General features: G+C 75.4%; 19 protein-coding genes. 1 reads left to right on the forward strand and 18 read right to left on the reverse strand.

Features of this window, described 5'->3' with window-relative positions; all coding sequences use genetic code 11:
• Positions 1-7: 7 nt before the first annotated feature.
• From G1H19_RS04610 to pyrR, 3 genes are read right to left on the reverse strand one after another with little or no spacing between them, the layout of a single operon-like run.
• Entirely contained in the window at positions 8-1,342 is a 1,335-nt protein-coding gene (locus tag G1H19_RS04610) for a dihydroorotase (protein WP_152730610.1), read from the reverse strand.
• On the reverse strand, positions 1,339-2,259 hold the full coding sequence (locus G1H19_RS04615) for an aspartate carbamoyltransferase catalytic subunit (protein WP_152730611.1): 921 nt from the start codon (positions 2,257-2,259) through the stop codon (positions 1,339-1,341). The genes G1H19_RS04610 and G1H19_RS04615 overlap by 4 nt, the downstream gene beginning before the upstream one ends.
• Positions 2,256-2,897: a bifunctional pyr operon transcriptional regulator/uracil phosphoribosyltransferase PyrR gene (gene pyrR, locus G1H19_RS04620; RefSeq protein ID WP_152730612.1), complete on the reverse strand. Its 642-nt coding sequence runs from the start codon at positions 2,895-2,897 to the stop codon at positions 2,256-2,258. Before pyrR ends, G1H19_RS04615 begins: the two co-directional genes overlap by 4 nt.
• A gap of 200 nt (positions 2,898-3,097) precedes the next feature.
• On the opposite strand from pyrR, the gene bldD reads away from it, so the two are divergent.
• Positions 3,098-3,631 carry a transcriptional regulator BldD gene (gene bldD, locus G1H19_RS04625; RefSeq protein WP_152730613.1) on the forward strand — a complete coding sequence of 178 codons (534 nt, stop codon included), beginning with the start codon at positions 3,098-3,100 and terminating at the stop codon, positions 3,629-3,631.
• 95 nt (positions 3,632-3,726) lie between these two features.
• Here bldD and nusB read toward each other — a convergent pair whose 3' ends face one another.
• The 15 genes from nusB to G1H19_RS04700 form a co-directional block, all read right to left on the reverse strand.
• Positions 3,727-4,134, reverse strand: a complete 408-nt coding sequence (gene nusB / locus G1H19_RS04630; RefSeq protein WP_162392503.1) for a transcription antitermination factor NusB — start codon at positions 4,132-4,134, stop codon at positions 3,727-3,729.
• Between the two features lie 4 nt (positions 4,135-4,138).
• Positions 4,139-4,699: an elongation factor P gene (gene efp / locus G1H19_RS04635; RefSeq protein ID WP_152730614.1), complete on the reverse strand. Its 561-nt coding sequence runs from the start codon at positions 4,697-4,699 to the stop codon at positions 4,139-4,141.
• Positions 4,700-5,800: a M24 family metallopeptidase gene (locus G1H19_RS04640; RefSeq protein WP_152730731.1), complete on the reverse strand. Its 1,101-nt coding sequence runs from the start codon at positions 5,798-5,800 to the stop codon at positions 4,700-4,702.
• A 2-nt stretch (positions 5,801-5,802) separates the two neighbouring features.
• Positions 5,803-6,237 (reverse strand): type II 3-dehydroquinate dehydratase, encoded by a 435-nt coding sequence (gene aroQ / locus G1H19_RS04645; protein ID WP_162392504.1) that lies wholly within the window; start codon positions 6,235-6,237, stop codon positions 5,803-5,805.
• Positions 6,234-7,307 carry a 3-dehydroquinate synthase gene (gene aroB, locus G1H19_RS04650; RefSeq protein WP_162392505.1) on the reverse strand — a complete coding sequence of 358 codons (1,074 nt, stop codon included), beginning with the start codon at positions 7,305-7,307 and terminating at the stop codon, positions 6,234-6,236. The genes aroQ and aroB overlap by 4 nt, the downstream gene beginning before the upstream one ends.
• Entirely contained in the window at positions 7,304-7,903 is a 600-nt protein-coding gene (locus G1H19_RS04655) for a shikimate kinase (RefSeq protein WP_235927970.1), read from the reverse strand. Before G1H19_RS04655 ends, aroB begins: the two co-directional genes overlap by 4 nt.
• The gene (gene aroC / locus G1H19_RS04660; protein ID WP_152730615.1) at positions 7,900-9,093 is read right to left on the reverse strand and encodes a chorismate synthase; all 1,194 of its coding nucleotides are present in this window, start codon (positions 9,091-9,093) and stop codon (positions 7,900-7,902) included. The genes G1H19_RS04655 and aroC overlap by 4 nt, the downstream gene beginning before the upstream one ends.
• Positions 9,094-9,294: 201 nt before the next feature.
• A complete protein-coding gene (locus tag G1H19_RS04665) occupies positions 9,295-10,026 on the reverse strand; it encodes a prepilin peptidase (protein ID WP_235927971.1) in 732 nt (243 codons plus the stop codon).
• Positions 10,027-10,036: 10 nt separating this feature from the next.
• Complete coding sequence (locus tag G1H19_RS04670; RefSeq protein WP_152730616.1) at positions 10,037-10,825, reverse strand: shikimate dehydrogenase; 789 nt, start codon at positions 10,823-10,825, stop codon at positions 10,037-10,039.
• Positions 10,822-12,771, reverse strand: coding sequence for an endolytic transglycosylase MltG (gene mltG, locus G1H19_RS04675; RefSeq protein ID WP_235927972.1), 1,950 nt, complete (start codon positions 12,769-12,771; stop codon positions 10,822-10,824). Before mltG ends, G1H19_RS04670 begins: the two co-directional genes overlap by 4 nt.
• Entirely contained in the window at positions 12,768-13,241 is a 474-nt protein-coding gene (gene ruvX / locus G1H19_RS04680; RefSeq protein WP_162392506.1) for a Holliday junction resolvase RuvX, read from the reverse strand. The genes mltG and ruvX overlap by 4 nt, the downstream gene beginning before the upstream one ends.
• Complete coding sequence (locus G1H19_RS04685) at positions 13,234-13,743, reverse strand: hypothetical protein (protein WP_152730617.1); 510 nt, start codon at positions 13,741-13,743, stop codon at positions 13,234-13,236. The genes ruvX and G1H19_RS04685 overlap by 8 nt, the downstream gene beginning before the upstream one ends.
• Positions 13,740-16,406 (reverse strand): alanine--tRNA ligase, encoded by a 2,667-nt coding sequence (alaS, locus tag G1H19_RS04690; RefSeq protein WP_152730618.1) that lies wholly within the window; start codon positions 16,404-16,406, stop codon positions 13,740-13,742. The genes G1H19_RS04685 and alaS overlap by 4 nt, the downstream gene beginning before the upstream one ends.
• Before the next feature lie 194 nt (positions 16,407-16,600).
• Positions 16,601-16,900, reverse strand: a complete 300-nt coding sequence (locus G1H19_RS04695) for a hypothetical protein (protein WP_152730619.1) — start codon at positions 16,898-16,900, stop codon at positions 16,601-16,603.
• Complete coding sequence (locus G1H19_RS04700) at positions 16,900-17,325, reverse strand: DUF948 domain-containing protein (protein ID WP_162392507.1); 426 nt, start codon at positions 17,323-17,325, stop codon at positions 16,900-16,902. The genes G1H19_RS04695 and G1H19_RS04700 overlap by 1 nt, the downstream gene beginning before the upstream one ends.
• Positions 17,326-17,391: the final 66 nt, after the last annotated feature.

Raw genomic sequence — 17,391 nt, forward strand, 5'->3', positions numbered from 1 at the left:
GGGCCTCTCACTTCTGGGCAACCCCGTGCAGCACCGTCGCGGTGCCGCGCAGGAACGTGTGGACGACGCGGCCGGGCAGCTCCCGGCCCGCGTAGGGGCTGTTGCGGCTGCGGCTGGCCAGCGCGGCCGGGTCGACGACGGCGCGGGTCCCCGGGTCGACCAGGACCAGGTTGGCCGGCTCGCCGGGTGCGATCGGGCGGCCGTGCGCGGCGTCGCCCAGGCCGTCCAGCCGGCCGATGGCGGCCGGTCGCACCGACATCCGGTCCGCCACCCCGCGCCAGTCGAGCAGGCCGGTGGCCACCATCGTCTCGACGACCACCGACAGCGCCTGCTGCAGGCCGAGCATGCCGGGGCGGGCCGCGGCCCACTCCGACTCCTTGTCCTCCACGGCGTGCGGGGCGTGGTCGGTGGCGACCGCGTCGATGGTGCCGTCGGCCAGCCCGGCCCGCAGGGCCGCGACGTCACGGTGCGTGCGCAGCGGCGGGTTGACCTTGAACACCGGGTCGTAGGCGCCGGTGCGGACCCCGCCGTCGACCTCGCCCTCGACGCAGGCGTCGGTGAGCAGCAGGTGGTGCGGGGTGACCTCGGCGGTGACCCGCACACCGCGGGACTTGGCCCAGCGCAGCAGCTCCACCGAGCCGGCCGTGGAGACGTGGCAGACGTGCAGCCGCGCACCGACGTGCTCGGCGAGCAGCACGTCCCGGGCGATGATCGCCTCCTCGGCGACCGCCGGCCAGCCGGTCAGGCCCAGCCGCGCGGAGCGTTCGCCCTCGTGCATCTGGGCGCCCACGGTCAGCCGCGGCTCCTCCGCGTGCTGGGCGACGACCCCGTCGAAGGCCTTCACGTACTCCAGTGCCCGGCGCATCAGCGACGGGTCGGCGACGCAGTGCCCGTCGTCGGAGAACACCCGCACCCGGGCCGCCGAGTCGGCCATCGCACCGAGCTCGGCGAGCTGGGTGCCGGACAGCCCCACGGTCACCGCCCCCACCGGGACGACGTCGACCAGGCCCGCCTGCTGGCCCAGCCGCCACACCTGCTCCACCACGCCGGCGGTGTCGGCGACCGGGTCGGTGTTGGCCATCGCGTGCACCGCGGTGAACCCGCCGAGCGCGGCGGCCCGGCTGCCGGTCTCCACCGTCTCGGCGTCCTCCCGGCCCGGCTCGCGCAGGTGGGTGTGCAGGTCGACCAGCCCGGGCAGCAGCACCAGCCCGGAGGCGTCGAGCCGCTCGGCGCCGGGCACGGACAGCGACGCCCCGACCGTGGTGATCCGGCCGTCCTTCAGCACGACGTCCACCGGGTCCTCGCCGTACGGCCGGGCCCCGGTGATCAGCACACTCGTCATTCGGGAGCTCCTCCGAGCAGCAGGTACAGGACGGCCATGCGCACGCTGACGCCGTTGCCGACCTGCTCGACGATGGTGGAGCGGGCCGAGTCCGCGACGTCGGCGGCGATCTCCATGCCGCGGTTCATCGGCCCGGGGTGCATGACGATCGCGTCGTCGGACAGCGTCGCCATCCGGCGCGCGTCCAGCCCGTAGCGGCGGCTGTACTCCCGGGCGCTGGGGAAGAACGAGGCGTTCATCCGCTCCGCCTGCACGCGCAGCATCATCACCACGTCGGCCTCGGGCAGGGCGGCGTCCAGGTCGTAGCTGACCTGCACCGGCCAGGTCTCCACGCCCACCGGCAGCAGCGTCGGCGGGGCGACCAGCGTCACCTCGGCGCCGAGCGTGTGCAGCAGCCGCACGTTGGAGCGGGCCACCCGGCTGTGCAGCACGTCGCCGGTGATCACCACCCGGACGCCGTCGACGCGGCCCAGCCGGCGGCGGATCGTGTACGCGTCCAGCAGCGCCTGCGTGGGGTGCTCGTGCGTGCCGTCGCCGGCGTTGACCACGCTGCCGCGCACCCAGTGGGCCAGCCGGTGCGGGGCACCGGAGGCCCCGTGCCGGATGACGATCGCGTCGGCGCCCATCGCCTCCAGCGTCAGGGCGGTGTCCTTGAGGCTCTCGCCCTTGGAGACGCTGCTGCCCTTCGCGGCGAAGTTGATCACGTCCGCGGAGAGCCGCTTCGCGGCCAGCTCGAAGGAGATCCGGGTGCGGGTGGAGTCCTCGAAGAACAGGTTGACCACGGTGCGCCCGCGCAGCGTCGGGAGCTTCTTGACCTCCCGGCCGGCCAGCGCGGCGTCGATCTGCGCCGCGGTGTCCAGCACCAGCGTGGCGTCGGCGCGGTCCAGGTCGGCGGCCTCCAGCAGGTGCTGCCTCATGCCGGGGTGGGGTCGGGGGGCAGGGCCGGGAGCGCGGGCCCCTCGGTGACGGTGACGCCGTCCTCGCCGTCGACCTCGCTCAGGTGCACCGAGACCTTCTGGCTGCGCGCGGTCGGCACGTTCTTGCCCACCAGGTCCGCGCGGATCGGCAGCTCGCGGTGACCCCGGTCGACCAGCACCGCGAGCTGCACCGCCCGCGGGCGGCCCAGGTCGCGCAGCGCGTCCAGCGCGGCACGCACCGACCGGCCGGAGAACAGGACGTCGTCGACGAGCACGACCAGCCGGCCGTCGATGCCCGCCTCGGGCAGCAGCGTGGACTCCAGCGCGCGGACGCCGTGCATGCGCAGGTCGTCGCGGTACAGCGTGATGTCCACGGTGCCCACGTCGACGCGGGTGCCGGTGAACGCCTCGATCCGGGCGGCCAGCCGGCGGGCGAGCGGGGCGCCGCGGGTGGGGATGCCGATGAGCACCAGGCCGGACAGGCCACCGTCGGGGGCACCGGGGGTGGTGGCGGCCGCGCGCTCGATGAGCTGGTGGGCCATGCGGTCGACGCTGCGGGCGACGTCGTCGGCGCCCATCAGTGCGCTCGGGGCGGTCGGGTCGGGCTGCGCTGGGCTCTGGTCGGATGGCAGGGCCATCAGGCCTCCTTCCCCGCCTCACGGGACGGGTCGTTAAAGGAGCAGGTGATCCGCGGGGGAGGCTACTGCACACCTGCCGCCACCCCGCCGGGCGTCCGTACCCCCTAAGGGGTGGCCGCCTGTTGGTGACACTTCGTCTCACGTACTCTCCGTTACCAGGAACTCCCGTCCCTCCTGACAGTGAGTGAGCACGCACACCGATGAGCACCGACTACTCCAGGGCGCTGGGCGCCCGCCTCCGGGCCATCCGCAACCAGCAGGGCCTGTCCCTGCAGGGCGTGGAGGACAAGTCGCACGGCCGCTGGAAGGCCGTCGTCGTCGGCTCGTACGAGCGGGGAGACCGCGCGGTCACGGTGCAGCGGCTGTCCGAGCTGGCCGTGTTCTACGGGGTCCCGGTGGCCGAGCTGCTGCCCGACCCCCGCCCCAGCTCGGCGGTGACCAAGAACACCAAGATCGTGCTCAACCTGGAGTCGCTGGGCTCGCTGCCCGCCGACGAGGCCGGCCCGCTGGCCCGCTACGCCTCGACCATCCAGGCCCAGCGGCACGACTACAACGGCAAGGTGCTGTCGATCCGCGCCGAGGACCTGAAGTCGCTGGCGATCATCTACGACATGAGCCCCGACGAGCTCACCACCCGGCTGATCGAGTGGGGCGTGCTCTCCCCCGGCGCCGACGTCGCCTCCTACTTCGACGACGAGGACGACGCCCGCGACCGCCGCCGAGGGCCGCGCTAGCAGTCCGGGAGTCCGGGGAGCGGGGCCCGGAGGGTCCCCGACCCGGATATCCGAGCACGAGCCCGATCGAGTGGGGCCCGGAGGGTCCCGCGGGCTCAGCTCGTCGGGATCTCCGCGCGGACGATGGCGCCCAGCACGCCGTTGACGTAGGCCGGGGAGTCGTCGGTGGAGAGCAGCTTGGCGAGCTCCACCGCCTCGTCGATGACGACGGCGTCGGGCACGTCGTCCACCCAGAGCAGCTCGTAGACCGCCATACGCAGGATCGCGCGGTCGACGTCGGGCAGCCGGTCGATGGACCAGCCGCTGGCGTGGGTGTCGATCAGCTCGTCGATCCGGGCGGACTGGGCGTGCACGCCCTCCACCAGCCGGACGGCGTGGTCGGGCACCGGCGGCGTGGTGTCGGAGACCCGCTCGCGCAGCAGCTCCAGCGGGTCCCCACCGCGCAGGTCGGCCTCGTAGAGCACGTCGACGGCGCGCTTGCGCGCCTTGGAGCGAGCGGCCACGAGGTCAGCTGACCCGGCCGAGGTACCGGCCGTCGCGGGTGTCGACCTTGAGCTTCTCCCCGGTGGTGACGAACAGCGGCACCTGGATCTCCGCGCCGGTCTCCAGCGTGGCCGGCTTCGTGCCGCCGGTGGAGCGGTCGCCCTGCAGGCCCGGGTCGGTGTGCTGCACCACCAGCTCCATGGTGACCGGCAGCTCGACGTAGAGCGGGGTGCTCTCGTGCACCGCCACGGTGACCTCGGTGTTCTCCAGCAGGTAGTCCGCCCCGCTGCCGAGGGTGGCCGCGGACACCGGGATCTGGTCGAAGGTGTCGCCGTCCATGAAGACGTAGTCGGCGCCGTCCTTGTACAGGTAGGTCATGGTCCGCTTGTCCACGTTCGCCGTCTCGATCTTGAGCCCGGCGTTGAAGGTCTTGTCCACGACCTTCCCGGACAGCACGTTCTTCAGCGTGGTGCGCACGAAGGCACCGCCCTTGCCGGGCTTCACGTGCTGGAAGTCGGTGACGGTCCACAGCTGACCGTCCAGGTTGAGGACGATGCCGTTCTTGAGGTCGTTGGTGGTAGCCATCTAGAGAACCAGCAGATCCTTGCTCGTGAGGGTCAACAACTCGGGCGCGCCATCGGTGACGACGAGGGTGTCCTCGATCCGGACACCGCCGTGGCCGGCCAGGTACACCCCCGGCTCCACGGTGACGGCCATGCCGGCGGCCAGCTTACCGGCGCCGAGCGCCGAGATGCCGGGCGCCTCGTGGATCTCCAGGCCCACCCCGTGCCCCAGGCCGTGCAGGAAGTGCTCGCCGTGACCGGCGTCGACGATGACGTCGCGGGCCGCGGCGTCCACAGCGGTGACCTCGGCGCCCACCGCCAGCGCCGCCCGCCCGGCCGCCTGGGACTCGGCCACCAGCGTGTACACCTCGCGCTGCCAGTCCGCGGCATGGCCCAGCACCACGGTGCGGGTCATGTCGGAGTGGTAGCCGTCGACGGTCGCGCCGAAGTCGAGCTTGAGGAGGTCGCCGTGCCGCAGCACCGTCGCGTCGGGCCGGTGGTGCGGGATCGCCGAGTTCGCGCCGGTGGCCACGATCGTCTCGAACGACGGCGCCTGGGCGCCGAGCACCAGCATGCGGTGGTCCAGCTCCCGGCCCACGTCGAGCTCGGTGCGGCCCGGGCGCAGCGCACCCTCCGCGGCGAGCTCGGCCAGTGCCTGGTCGGCGACCGCGCACGCCTGCCGCAGCGCCGCCACCTCCGCCTCGTCCTTGACCGCGCGCAGCGCCTCCACCGCCCGGCGCACCGACTCCAGCCGCGGGGCGGCCGCGGCGCCGGAGGCCTCGGCGAGCACGCCCTCCAGCTGGTGCAGCCCGTCGACGGTGAGGTGGTGGGACTCGTAGCCGAGCACCGAGGCGCCACCGCGCACGGCGGCCCGGGCCAGCGCCGGCACCGTGCTGCGATCGATGACCGCCTCGACGTCGGGCACCTGCACGGCGGCCTGCGTGGTGTACCGGCCGTCGGTGCCGAGCAGGTCCGCGCCGCCGGTGCGCACCAGCAGGGCACCGTTGGAGCCGGTGAACCCGGTCAGGTAGCGCACGTTGAGCAGGTTCGTCACCAGGACGGCGTCCAGCCCGGCCGCCGCCGCGGTGGCCCGCAGCCGCTCCCGGCGTCCGGCGTGGTCCATGGTCACGGGCGGACCTCCGCGGCGATCCAGCGCAGCGCGAGCTCGTAGCCGCGCACCCCGAGCCCGGCGATCACCCCGGTGGCGACCGGGGAGACGTAGGAGTGGGCGCGGAAGGGCTCGCGGGCGTGCACGTTGCTGATGTGCACCTCGACCACCGGGGCCGTGGCGGCGGCCAGCGCGTCGCGCAGCACCACCGAGGTGTGCGTCCAGCCACCGGGGTTGACCACCACCGGGTCACCGGCGTCGGTGGCGGCGTGCACCCAGCCGAGCAGCTCGGCCTCCGAGTCGGTCTGGCGCACCTGAACGGGCACGCCCAGCTCGATCGCCACCGCCTCGATCATCTCGACCAGCTCGGCGTGCGTGGTGCTGCCGTAGACGGCCGGCTCGCGGGTGCCGAGCCGGCCGAGGTTGGCGCCGTTGAGCACCTGGATGGTCACGCGTGTGCTCCCGCCGGGGACGAGACCGCGTCCCAGGCCTGGGCGAGCCAGGCCGGGTCGGGGTCGGTGAGGATGCCCGGGCGGCCGAGTCCGTCCAGGACGACGAACCGCAGCGCGGCACCGCGGGCCTTCTTGTCGATGCGCATGACCGCCAGCAGGGCGTCCCAGTCGCCGCGGTACGTCGTCGGCAGGCCCATGGCGGCGATCAGCTCGCGGTGCCGGTCGGCGCCCGCGCGGTCCAGCCGGCCGGCAGCGGCACCCAGCTCGGCGGCGAACACCATGCCCACCGCGACCGCCTCGCCGTGCCGCCAGCCGAAGTCCTCCACCCGTTCCACGGCGTGGCCCAGGGTGTGCCCGTAGTTGAGGAACTCGCGCCGGCCGGTGTCGTAGAGGTCCTCGCCCACGGCATCGGCCTTGACCTGCACGGCGCGGGTGATCAGCTCGGCGGTGTCGCGGCGCCCGGTCGGGTCGGCCGCCAGCAGCTCCAGCACCTGCTGGTCGGCGATGAACCCGCACTTGACCACCTCGGCCAGCCCGGAGCGGAACTCCGGCTCGGACAGCCCGGCCAGCGCGTCGGTGTCGGCCAGCACCGCCGCGGGCGGGTGGAAGGCACCGACCAGGTTCTTGCCGGCCGCGGTGTTGATCCCGGTCTTGCCGCCCACCGCGGCGTCGACCATGCCCAGCAGGCTGGTCGGCACCTGGACCACGCGCACGCCGCGCAGCCAGGTGGCGGCCAGGAAGCCGGCCAGGTCGGTGACCGCTCCCCCACCCAGCCCGACGACGGCGTCGGAGCGGGTCAACCCGCGGCGGCCCAGCTCCTCCCACCCGGCGACGGCGACGGCGGCGTCCTTGGCGGCCTCGCCGTCCGGCACGACCAGCGGGTGCGCGTCGACCCCGACCTCGCGCAGGCGGGCGAGCGCGGCAGCGGCGGCGTCGGCCAGCGGCGGGCTGTGTACCACCACCGCCCGCGCGGTGCCGGCCAGCACGGAGCCCAGCTCGGCCTGCACGCCGGGGCCGATCACCACCTCGTACGGCGCAGCCCCGGCGACGGTGACCCGGTGGGCGTTCACCGCCGGCCCCGGTCCAGCTGGCCGTGCGGTGCCGGGTGCGCAGCGACGGCGGCGAGCACCTCGGCCACCACGTGGTCGACCGGGCGGTCGCCGGTGGGCACGGTGCGGGTGGCCACCTCGCGGTACAGCGGTGCGCGCTGCGCCAGCATGTGACGCAGCATCGCCCGCGGGTTGACCGCCAGCAGCGGCCGGTCCCGGTTGAGGCCCACCCGGGAGGCGGCCGAGGCGAGGTCGACGTCCAGCCAGACGACGGTGCCCCCGGCGCGGCCGTACGCGACCAGCAGCGCCCGGGTCGCGGCGCTGGTCACCGCGCCGCCGCCGAGGGCCAGCACGCCGTCGTGCTCGGCCAGCGCCGTGGCCACCGCCCGCTCCTCCAGGGCGCGGAAGTGCGGTTCGCCGGCGTTGACGAACAGGTCGCTGATCGTCGTCCCGGTCGCGGTCTCGACGTCGTGGTCGGTGTCCCGGAAGCCGACCTGGAGCCGGCGGGCGACCGCGCGGCCGACGGTGGTCTTGCCGGACGCGGGCGGGCCGACGACGACCAGCAGCGGCCCGGACCGGCCCGGGCCGTCGGGGTCGGCGGGCAGGTCGGTGCTCACCGGTAGCTGAGCGAGTCGAGGTAGCCGGCGACGTTGCGCCGGGTCTCGGCCACGGAGTCGCCACCGAACTTCTCCAGCGCCGCGTCGGCCAGCACCAGGGCCACCATCGCCTCCATGACGACGCTGCCGCGGGGCACGGCGCAGGCGTCGCTGCGCTGGTTGATGGCCACCGCTGCCTCGCCGGTGGCGGTGTCGATGGTGGCCAGCGCGCGGGGCACGGTGGAGATCGGCTTCATCGCCGCCCGCACGCGCAGCACCTCGCCGTTGGTCATGCCGCCTTCGATGCCGCCGGCCCGGTCGGTGGAGCGCTGCACGGTGCGCTGCCCGTCCACGGTGCCGGCCACGGTGATCTCGTCGTGGGCGACCGAGCCGCGCCGCCGGGCGGTCTCCAGGCCGTCGCCGACCTCGACGGCCTTGACCGACTGCACGCCCATCAGCGCCGCGGCGAGCCGGGAGTCCAGCCGCCGGTCCCAGTGCACGTGGCTGCCGAGGCCCGGCGGCAGGCCGTGCACCACGACCTCCACGACCCCGCCGAGGGTGTCCCCGGTCTTGCGGGCGTCGTCGATCTCGGCGGTCATCAGCCCGCTGGTGTCCGGGTCGGCGCAGCGCACCGGGTCCTCGTCGATGCGGGCGCCGTCGTCCGGGCCGGGGAGCACGCCGTCGGGCACCCGGACCGGGCCGATCGCCACGACGTGGCTGACCACCCGGACGTCGAGGGCCTGGCGCAGGAAGGCACTCGCGAAGACGCCGAGCGCGACCCGGGCGGCGGTCTCCCGGGCGCTGGCCCGCTCGAGCACCGGGCGGGCGTCGTCGAAGCCGTACTTCTGCATGCCGGCCAGGTCGGCGTGGCCCGGGCGCGGCCGGGTGAGCGGGGCGTTGCGGGCCTGCCCGGAGAGCACCTCGGCGTCCACCGGGTCCGCGGCCATCACGGTGGACCACTTGGGCCACTCGGTGTTGCCCACCTGGACCGCGATCGGCCCGCCCTGGGTGCGGCCGTGCCGCACACCGCCGGTGAGGGTGACCTCGTCGGTCTCGAAGCTCATCCGGGCGCCGCGGCCGTGGCCCAGCCGGCGTCGGGCGAGCTGGGCGTCGACGTCGGACGTCTGCACCTGCACCCCGGCCGGCAGGCCCTCCAGCACCGCGGTCAGCTGTTGACCGTGCGACTCCCCTGCGGTCAACCAGCGCAACATGCCGGGCATTCTGCCAGCCCCACCGCAGCCACTGCCCCGCACGGCCCCCTGCGCTCCCGGTGCGCAGAGCGCCGAGCCCCCGGCACCGGAGCTGCCGCGCTCCCGGTACAGACGGTGCCGCGCTTTCTGTACAGAAAGCGCGGCACTTTCTGTACAGAAAGTGCGACGCTCTCGGTACAGGAGGTGCGGCGCGGCGTCGGGTCAGGGTGGACCGGCGGCGGCGAGGGCGAGGGCGGCGCCGATCAGCAGGGGTGGGCCGAACGGGACGGCCGTGCGCCAGCCGGCCCGCCGGGTGGCCAGCAGCCCGAGGGAGAGCAGGGCGCCGACCAGCAGTCCGAGGAACACCCCGGCCAGCAGCACGTCCCAGCCACGCCAGCCCAGCACCGGGCCCAGCAGCCCGAGCAGCTTCGCGTCGCCCAGGCCGAGCCCCCGCGGGACCGCCAGCCACAGTGCCGCCGCACCGCCGGCGGCCACCGCACCGGCCAGCACCGCGCGCAGCACCGCCGGCCACTGCCCGGTCACCGCGCCGTCCAGCAGCAGCGCCCCGAGGACGACGAGGACGGCGGGGCCGGTCACCCGGTCGGGCAGCCGGTGCACCAGCAGGTCCACCCCGCCCAGCAGAACCGCGGCCGCCGCCGCCGCGACCACACCCACGGTCATCGGCCGGACGCCGGTCACCGCCACCGAACCGGCCATCGCCGCGGCGGCGAGCAGGCAGGTGGCCACCACGCGGCCGCGGGACGGGACGACGCCGGTGCCGCGCACCGTCGGGTCGGCGAGCGGGGGGTCGGTGACCGGAGCGTGACCGGCGCCCGGCGCACTGCCGGCCACCGGGGCGCGGTAGGTGTCGGCGAGCCGGAGCGTGAGGCCGGCGAGGGGGTGGCCGAGGGCGAGCCCGGCGACCGCCGCGGCGGCGGCCAGGACGGCGTGCACGGGCGCGGGCTCAGCGCGCGTCGAGCGCCGCGCGCATGGCGGCGATCGGCGCCGGGTGCCCGGTCATCAGTTCCACCTGGGCGGTGGCCTGCCAGAACAGCACGTCCAGGCCGCTGATCGCGACGCCGCCGGCCTCGTCGACCTGCCGGGCCAGCGGTGTCGGCCAGCCGGCGTACAGCACGTCCAGCACGATCTGCCCGTGCCGCCAGGGCAGCGCCGCCACGGTCTCCTGCCCGCCGGCCGGCACCGTGCTCACCACGACGGGAGCCGCGGTGCCCTCGGCGAGGTACCCGGCGCGAGCCGGCACGCCGAGGGTCTCCAGCACGTGCAGCACGCCGGCCGCGCGGGCCGGGTCGCGCACCAGCACGTCGACCCCGGTGGCACCCAGCGACGCCAGTGCCACGGCGGCCGCGGCCGCGGTGCCACCGGCACCCAGCACCGCCGCCTGCCCGACCTCCTCCACCCCGGCGACCTGCAGGGCGGTGCCGATGCCGAGCACGTCGGTGTTCTCCGCGCGCCAGCCCGAATCAGTGCGCACCAGGGTGTTGGCGGCGTGCAGCAGCCGGGGCAGCGGCTCGACCTGGTCGGCGACGTCCACGGCGGCCTGCTTGCAGGGCATGGTCACCGAGAAGCCACGCCACTCCGGGCCGAGGCCGGCCAGCAGCACCGGCAGGTCGTCGGCACCGATGTCCAGCGCGTCGTACTGCCAGTCGTCGAGCCCGAGCGCCGCGTAGGCGGCCCGGTGCAGCAGCGGGGACAGCGAGTGCGACACCGGCCGGCCGAGCACGGCGGCCCTCATCCGCCGGGGTTGTCCCGCAGCCACTGCTGGAACAGCAGCACGTTGGCCGCGTGCTCCTCCGCGGTGTCGGCGAACCGGGTCTCGCCGGTGTCGGGGTTGACGACGACGAAGAACAGCCACGAGCCCGGCGTCGGGTTCAGCGTGGCGCGCAGCGCGTCCTCACCGGGGCTGTCGATCGCACCGGGAGGCAGGCCGGGGTTGGCGTAGGTGTTGTACGGAGAGGGGTTCAGCCGGTCCTGCGGCGTGGTGGTGAGCCCGCTCTTGCCGTTGGCGTAGTTCACCGTGGTGTCGAACTGCAGGGGCATGCCCTGCTGCAGCCGGTTGTCGATCACCCGGGCCACCTTGCCCATGTCCTCCGCGGAGCCGGCCTCGGCCTGGGCCAGGCTGGCCTTGGTGACCACGGTGAGCCGCTGGTCGACCGGGACCTGGAGCTCGTCCAGCGCCTGCACGGCGCGGGTCACCATGTCACCGAGCATCGCGGCCGGCTGCTCGTCGAGGTCGAAGGTGTACGTGGCCGGGAAGAGGAAGCCCTCCAGCAGCCCGTTGGCGTAGGGCGGCAGCCCCAGCGCGGCGGGGTCGGCGGCCGCGGCGGTGAACTGCTCGACCGGGATCTGCGTCGCCTCGCTCAGCGTCTGGAACGTCTGGGCGACGGTGAGGCCCTCGCGCACGGTGACCCCGAAGGACAGCTTGGATTCCGGCTGCAGCAGCCGGTCCAGCGCCGCCTGCCCGCTCATCTGCAGCTGCATGCTGTAGACGCCGGGCTGGATGCCGGTCGCCGCCGGGTCGGCCGCGGCGGCGTCGGTGAACGGCGGGACGGACGCGATCACGTCGGCGGCGACCAGCGTGCGGCCGATCTGCCGGAGGTTGTCCCCCGGGTTGATCCGCACCTTCACCTCACCGGACCCGGCGCCGGCGTAGTCCTCGGCCACCGGGTTGATCTGGGCGATGAGCGCGCGGCCGCCGTAGAAGACACCGGCCACCAGGCCGGCCAGCACGACCAGCGACAGCAGCACCGCGATCGGCCGGCGCTTGCGCCGGCCACCCCCGCCGCCGCCACCACGACCGCCCCGGCCACCGCCCCCGCCGCCCCCGCCGGCGCCGACGACCTCCAGGCCACCGGTCTCGTCCAGGTCGTGCAGGGAGTAGCCGTCGGTCTCGTCGGGGTGGTGGTCGTCGTGCTGGTCGTCGTGCGCGTCGTCGTCGCGGGAGTGCCGGTACTCGAGCTGGCGGGTGGGCACCTGGCGACCCGCCGCCGGGGTACCGGCGCGCAGCGGACCGGGCGCGGGCTCGTCGTCGAGCCAGGCCGCGGTGTCCTGCTCGTGGTCGTCCGGCGCGCCGGAGGGGTCCCGGCGGCCACGATCGCCCTCCCACCTGCCGGCGTCGACGAGCGCGACGGCCGGGGCGGGGGCGTGGGTCGTGACGGGGACATGGGTCGTGACGGGGGCATGGGGTGCGGCAGGAGCAGGGGGTGCGGCGGTGTCGCGGGGCGCGGCGGACCGGCCCGCGTCCGGTGGCAGCACCCGGCGCTGCTCGAGGGTCGGGGCCACCGGTGGCAGCACGACGGTCTCCGAGCCCGGGTCGACGTCCCCGCCGTCGGCGGCCAGGGGGCCGGCCGCGGACGGGCCGGCGGACGGGCGACCGGCCGGGGCGGGACCGGCGGCGCGAGGGTGACCCGCGCTCAGGGGGTGGCCCTCGCCGGTGCCGGCGGCGGGGCGCTGGGAGCGCCGCTGGGCCAGCGTGCGCGCCATGCTCGCCTTGGGCAGGCCACCGGGCATCCGCCGCTGGCGGCCGGTGGTGCGCAGCCCCGCGGTGCCGGTCGCCCGGTCCTCTGCGGCACCGTCGCCGGGCTGCACGCCGGAGGGCAGCCAGCTGAACGGACCGGTCGAGCTGCCGGTCTCCTCCGGTTCGGGCGAGGAGTGGCGACCGCCGCCCCGTCCGGCGCTCACGATCGGCGCCGCCCGGCGTCCAGGTGCGATTGGAGGATCACCACGGCCGCCGCCTGGTCGATCACCGCCCGCTGGTCGCGGCTGCGGATGCCGCCGGCACGCAGGTGACTTGCTGCGGTCACGGTGGAGAGCCTTTCGTCGATGAGAACGACCGGCACGCCGTCCAGCCGGCCTGCCAGTGCGCGAGCGTATGTCGCAGCGTCCTGCGCCGACGCCCCCGACGCACCCGAGAGGTGCCGCGGGTCCCCCACGACCACCTCCAGCACCTCGTGTTCCGTCACGAGCCCGGCGAGCCGGTCCAGGTCGGCGCCGTTCCTGGCCCGCTGCAGGGTGACCAGGGGGCTGGCCAGCATGCCGGTAGCGTCCGACATCGCGACGCCGACCCGCACCGTGCCCACGTCGACCCCCAGCCGGCGGCCGGGCACCCACGCGGCGCCCGCGCCGGCCTGCACCGGCGCGGGCTCAGGCACCGTGGCCGCCGTCGTCGGCCGGGGGTTCCACCGAGGAGCTGGTGCGCCTCGGGTCGTCCGGGCCCGGCACGCGGGGCGGGTACTCGCTGAGGTACAGCCGGCCCGTCTCGTCCGGCTCGGGGTCCCGCGGCTGGGGCCGGGCCGGCGGCGCGGGCGGCGGGGACGGCGGCGGCCAGGGCACCTGCTCGGTGCGGTGCTGAGCGCCGGCCGGCGGAGCCGGGGGCCGGACGGCCGGCCCGTGGGTGGTCGGCGTCTGTGTGGTCGGGGTGGGGGCGGCCGCGGGTGCCGAGCGCGGGTCCAGCGGCGGCAGCGGCCAGGGCACCTGCTCGGTGCGGTGCTGCGCGCCCGCCTCCGGCGCCCCGCCGGCCCGCTCCCGGGCCTCGCGTTCCCGCGCGGCCCGGGCCCGCGCCTCCCGGTCCCGGGCGGCCTGCTCGCGGCCGGCCCGTTCGCTGGCCGCCCGGTCGCGGGCCGCGCGTGCCCGTTCCTCCTCGTGCCGGCTCATGCCCCCGCCGCCCCGATCGCCTCGACCCCGGCGGCGAGCGCCGCGGGGATGCCTGCGGGGTCGGTGCCGCCGCCCTGCGCGACGTCCGCCTTCCCCCCGCCCCGGCCACCGACGGGGACCGCGGCGGCGCGCAGCACGGTGTTCGCCGACAGCCCGCGCTGCTGGGCCAGCGGGGTGACCGCGGCGACCAGCGCCACCTTGCCGCCGGCCTCGGAGGCCAGCAGGACCACACCGGGCCGCTCGGCCGGCAGCCGGCCGCGCACGTCCAGGGCCAGCGTGCGCAGGTCGCCGGCGGCGAGCCCGGCCGGGGAGCCGGTCACCACCTGCACACCGGACACGTCCCGGGCGGCCGCGGCCAGCTCACCGGCGACGGCCAGGGTCTGCTGCCCCCGCAGCTCGGCGAGCTCCCGGTCCACGTCGCGCAACCGGGACAGCATCCCGGAGACCCGCTCGACCAGACCGTCCTGCGGCGTCTTGAGCAGGTCGGCCAGCTGGCGCACCAGGTCGCGCTCGCGGGCCAGGTAGCGGAAGCCCTCCAGACCGACGACGGCCTCCACGCGGCGCACCCCGGAGCCCACCGAGGACTCCCCGGTCAGCGCCAGCGTGCCGATCTGGGCGCTGCCGCGCACGTGCGTGCCACCGCAGAGCTCCCGCGACCAGGGACCGCCGATCTCGACGACGCGCACCTGCTCACCGTAGGTCTCCCCGAACAGGGCCAGCGCGCCGAACTCGCGGGCCTCGGGCAGCGTCATCTGCAGGGCACGGACGGCGTGGTCGGCCCGGACGGCGGCGTTGGCGACGTCCTCGACGTCGTGCCGCTGCTCCGGGTCCAGCGCGCCCTGCCAGGCGAAGTCCAGGCGCAGGTAGCCGGGCCGGTTGTAGGAGCCGCTCTGCAGTGCCTGCGGGCCGAGCACCTGGCGCAGCGCGGCGTGCACCACGTGGGTGCCCGAGTGCGCCTGGCAGGCGCTGCGCCGCCACTCCTCGTCCACCTCGGCGGTCAGCTCGACACCCGGGCGGAGCTCACCCTCGAGCACCCGCACCTGGTGGGCGACCAGGCCCTTGACCGGGCGCTGCACGTCGAGCACCTCGGCGCGGCCGCCGTCCCAGACCAGCTCGCCGGCGTCGGCGACCTGGCCACCGGACTCGGCGTAGAACGGCGTGCGGTCCAGCACGACGCGGCTGACCCCGCCCGGCGTCACGACCGCGTCGGAGCCGTCGTCGCCGACGACGCCCAGCACCCGGGAGTCGGTGCGCAGCGTCTCGTAGGCCTGCCAGTCGGTGGGGCCGTGCTGCTCGAGCAGCCGCCCGTAGACGGCCACGTCGACCGAGCCCGCGCGCTTGGCCCGGGAGTCGGCCCGGGCCCGCGCGCGCTGCTCGGCCATCAGCGCGCGGAACCCGGCCTCGTCGACGGTGACGCCCTGCTCGGCGGCCATCTCCAGCGTGACGTCGATCGGGAAGCCGTAGGTGTCGTGCAGGCTGAAGGCCTGCTCGCCGCTCAGCGCGGGGGTGCCGGACTCCTTGGCGCGCCGCACCTCGGTGTCGAACAGCGCGGTGCCGGCCACCAGGGTGCGCCGGAAGGCCTCCTCCTCGGCGTAGGCGACCCGCGAGATGCGCTCGAAATCGGTGACCAGCTCGGGGTAGCTGGCGCTCATCGCGTCCCGGGAGACCGGCAGCAGCAGCGGCAGGCTGGCGTCCTCCACACCGAGCAGCTTCATCGAGCGCACCGCGCGGCGCAGCAGCCGGCGCAGGATGTAGCCGCGGCCCTCGTTGCCCGGGGTGATGCCGTCGCTGATCAGCATCATCCCGCTGCGCACGTGGTCGGCCACGACCCGCAGGCGCACGTCGGCGTCACGGTCGGCGCCGTAGGTGACCCCGGCGAGCTCGGCGGCCCGGTGCAGCACCGGGGCGACCTCGTCGATCTCGTACATGTTCTCGACGCCCTGCAGCAGGAAGGCCACCCGCTCCAGGCCCATGCCGGTGTCGATGTTCTTCTTCGGCAGCTCACCCAGGATCGGGAAGTCCTTGCCCTCCCCCGGGCCGCGCTCGTACTGCATGAAGACGAGGTTCCAGATCTCCAGGAACCGGTCGCCGGTCGGGTCGCCCTCCGGCCCGCCGTCCGGGCCGTAGGCCGGGCCGCGGTCGTAGTGGATCTCCGAGCAGGGGCCGGCCGGGCCCGGTGCGCCGGTGTGCCAGTAGTTGTCCTCCTTGCCGCGGCGCTGGATGCGCTCGGCCGGCACGAAGGTCTCCCACGCGCGGAAGGCCTCGTCGTCGTCCAGGTACACGGTCGGCCAGATGCGCTCGGGGTCCAGCCCCAGCCCACCGTCGTCCACGCTGCCGGTGACCAGCTCCCAGGCGAGCCGGATGGCGTCGTCCTTGAAGTAGTCGCCGAAGCTGAAGTTGCCGTTCATCTGGAAGAAGGTGCCGTGCCGGGTGGTCTTGCCGACCTCCTCGATGTCGAGGGTCCGCACGCACTTCTGCACGCTGGTCGCCCGCGGGTAGGGCGCCGGCTCCCGGCCGGTCAGGTACGGGATGAACGGCACCATCCCGGCCACGGTGAACAGCAGGGACGGGTCCGGGGACACCAGCGAGGCGCTGGGGACGACGGTGTGCCCCCGCTTCTCGAAGTGCTCCAGGAAGCGGCGGCGGATCTCGGCGGTCTGCATCTCGGCTCAGTTCGTCGCTGGAGGGCGGTCCCGTGGGGCGGGCCGGTGGGCCCGGCGACCCCCGGGCGGGTCGGGCTGGTGCGGGTCGTGCGGGTGGCCGGTGCGGGTCGGGCGGGCGTCCGGGCCGGTGCGGTCGTGCGGGTGGCCGGGCCGGTGCCGCCCGGCACGCCGGCGGGCTCGGGGAGCCCGGTGGCTCAGCTGTCGGCGGCGTGCGCCCCGCGGCGCAGCGCGGCCGGGCCGCCCGGGGCCGCCTCGTCGCGGGTGGGCAGCGGGGCGTCCAGGCCGGTGCCGGCCCGCAGCTCATCCTCGCGGTCGGCGGCCGCGGCGCGCACGTCGGCACCGAAGTCGGCGATGGCCTCGCCGAGCTCGCGCAGCCCGTCGGCCAGCTGCCCGGCGATGCTCTGCGGGGTGAGCCGGTCGGCGGCCGCGGTCAGCTTGCGCACCACCAGCGCGCCGATGGTCACGCCCATGGCGAGCCAGAACAGCCGGCGCATCAGGCGGCCCGCCGCGACGCGCGACGCGAGCGGCGCTCGTCCTTCGCCGACCGCGCGGCCGACGCCTGCGCGGCGCCCTCGCGCTTCTTCTTCGCCGCGGTGCGCACGCCGTAGCTGAAGGCGGCCACCTTGATCAGCGGGCTGCCCAGCGTGGCGGCGAACACGCTGGTCAGCGCGGCGACGTTGCTGGACACGTTCTCGGCGTTGCCGGTGATGCCGTCGACCCGCTCGAGGTTGGAGTTCACCTGCGCGACGGTGGTCGAGGCCTGGCTCAGGATCGGCTGCGACTGCTCGCGGACCTGACGGATGGTGAGCGTCGTCTCGTCGAGGGTGCGGCCCAGCTTGAGCAGCGGCACGGCGATCACCGCCACCAGGACCAGGAAAACGAGGACTGCGACCAGCCCGATGATCTCTCCTGCGGACACGCGGTCCCTCTCATCTGCATCGTCGTGGGTCTGGTGTGCCGACCCCGGTCTGCCACAGGGCCCCGA

The organism is Goekera deserti, assembly GCF_010685995.1.
Lineage (GTDB): Bacteria > Actinomycetota > Actinomycetes > Mycobacteriales > Geodermatophilaceae > Goekera > Goekera deserti.

Coding starts and splice junctions, on each gene's coding strand:
- G1H19_RS04610 (WP_152730610.1), bottom strand. CDS start 1,342: ATGACGAGTGTGCTGATCACCGGGGCCCGGCCGTACGGCGAGGACCCG.
- G1H19_RS04615 (WP_152730611.1), bottom strand. CDS start 2,259: ATGAGGCAGCACCTGCTGGAGGCCGCCGACCTGGACCGCGCCGACGCC.
- pyrR (WP_152730612.1), bottom strand. CDS start 2,897: ATGGCCCTGCCATCCGACCAGAGCCCAGCGCAGCCCGACCCGACCGCC.
- bldD (WP_152730613.1), top strand. CDS start 3,098: ATGAGCACCGACTACTCCAGGGCGCTGGGCGCCCGCCTCCGGGCCATC.
- efp (WP_152730614.1), bottom strand. CDS start 4,699: ATGGCTACCACCAACGACCTCAAGAACGGCATCGTCCTCAACCTGGAC.
- G1H19_RS04640 (WP_152730731.1), bottom strand. CDS start 5,800: ATGGACCACGCCGGACGCCGGGAGCGGCTGCGGGCCACCGCGGCGGCG.
- aroC (WP_152730615.1), bottom strand. CDS start 9,093: ATGTTGCGCTGGTTGACCGCAGGGGAGTCGCACGGTCAACAGCTGACC.
- G1H19_RS04670 (WP_152730616.1), bottom strand. CDS start 10,825: ATGAGGGCCGCCGTGCTCGGCCGGCCGGTGTCGCACTCGCTGTCCCCG.
- G1H19_RS04685 (WP_152730617.1), bottom strand. CDS start 13,743: ATGAGCCGGCACGAGGAGGAACGGGCACGCGCGGCCCGCGACCGGGCG.
- alaS (WP_152730618.1), bottom strand. CDS start 16,406: ATGCAGACCGCCGAGATCCGCCGCCGCTTCCTGGAGCACTTCGAGAAG.
- G1H19_RS04695 (WP_152730619.1), bottom strand. CDS start 16,900: ATGCGCCGGCTGTTCTGGCTCGCCATGGGCGTGACCATCGGCGCGCTG.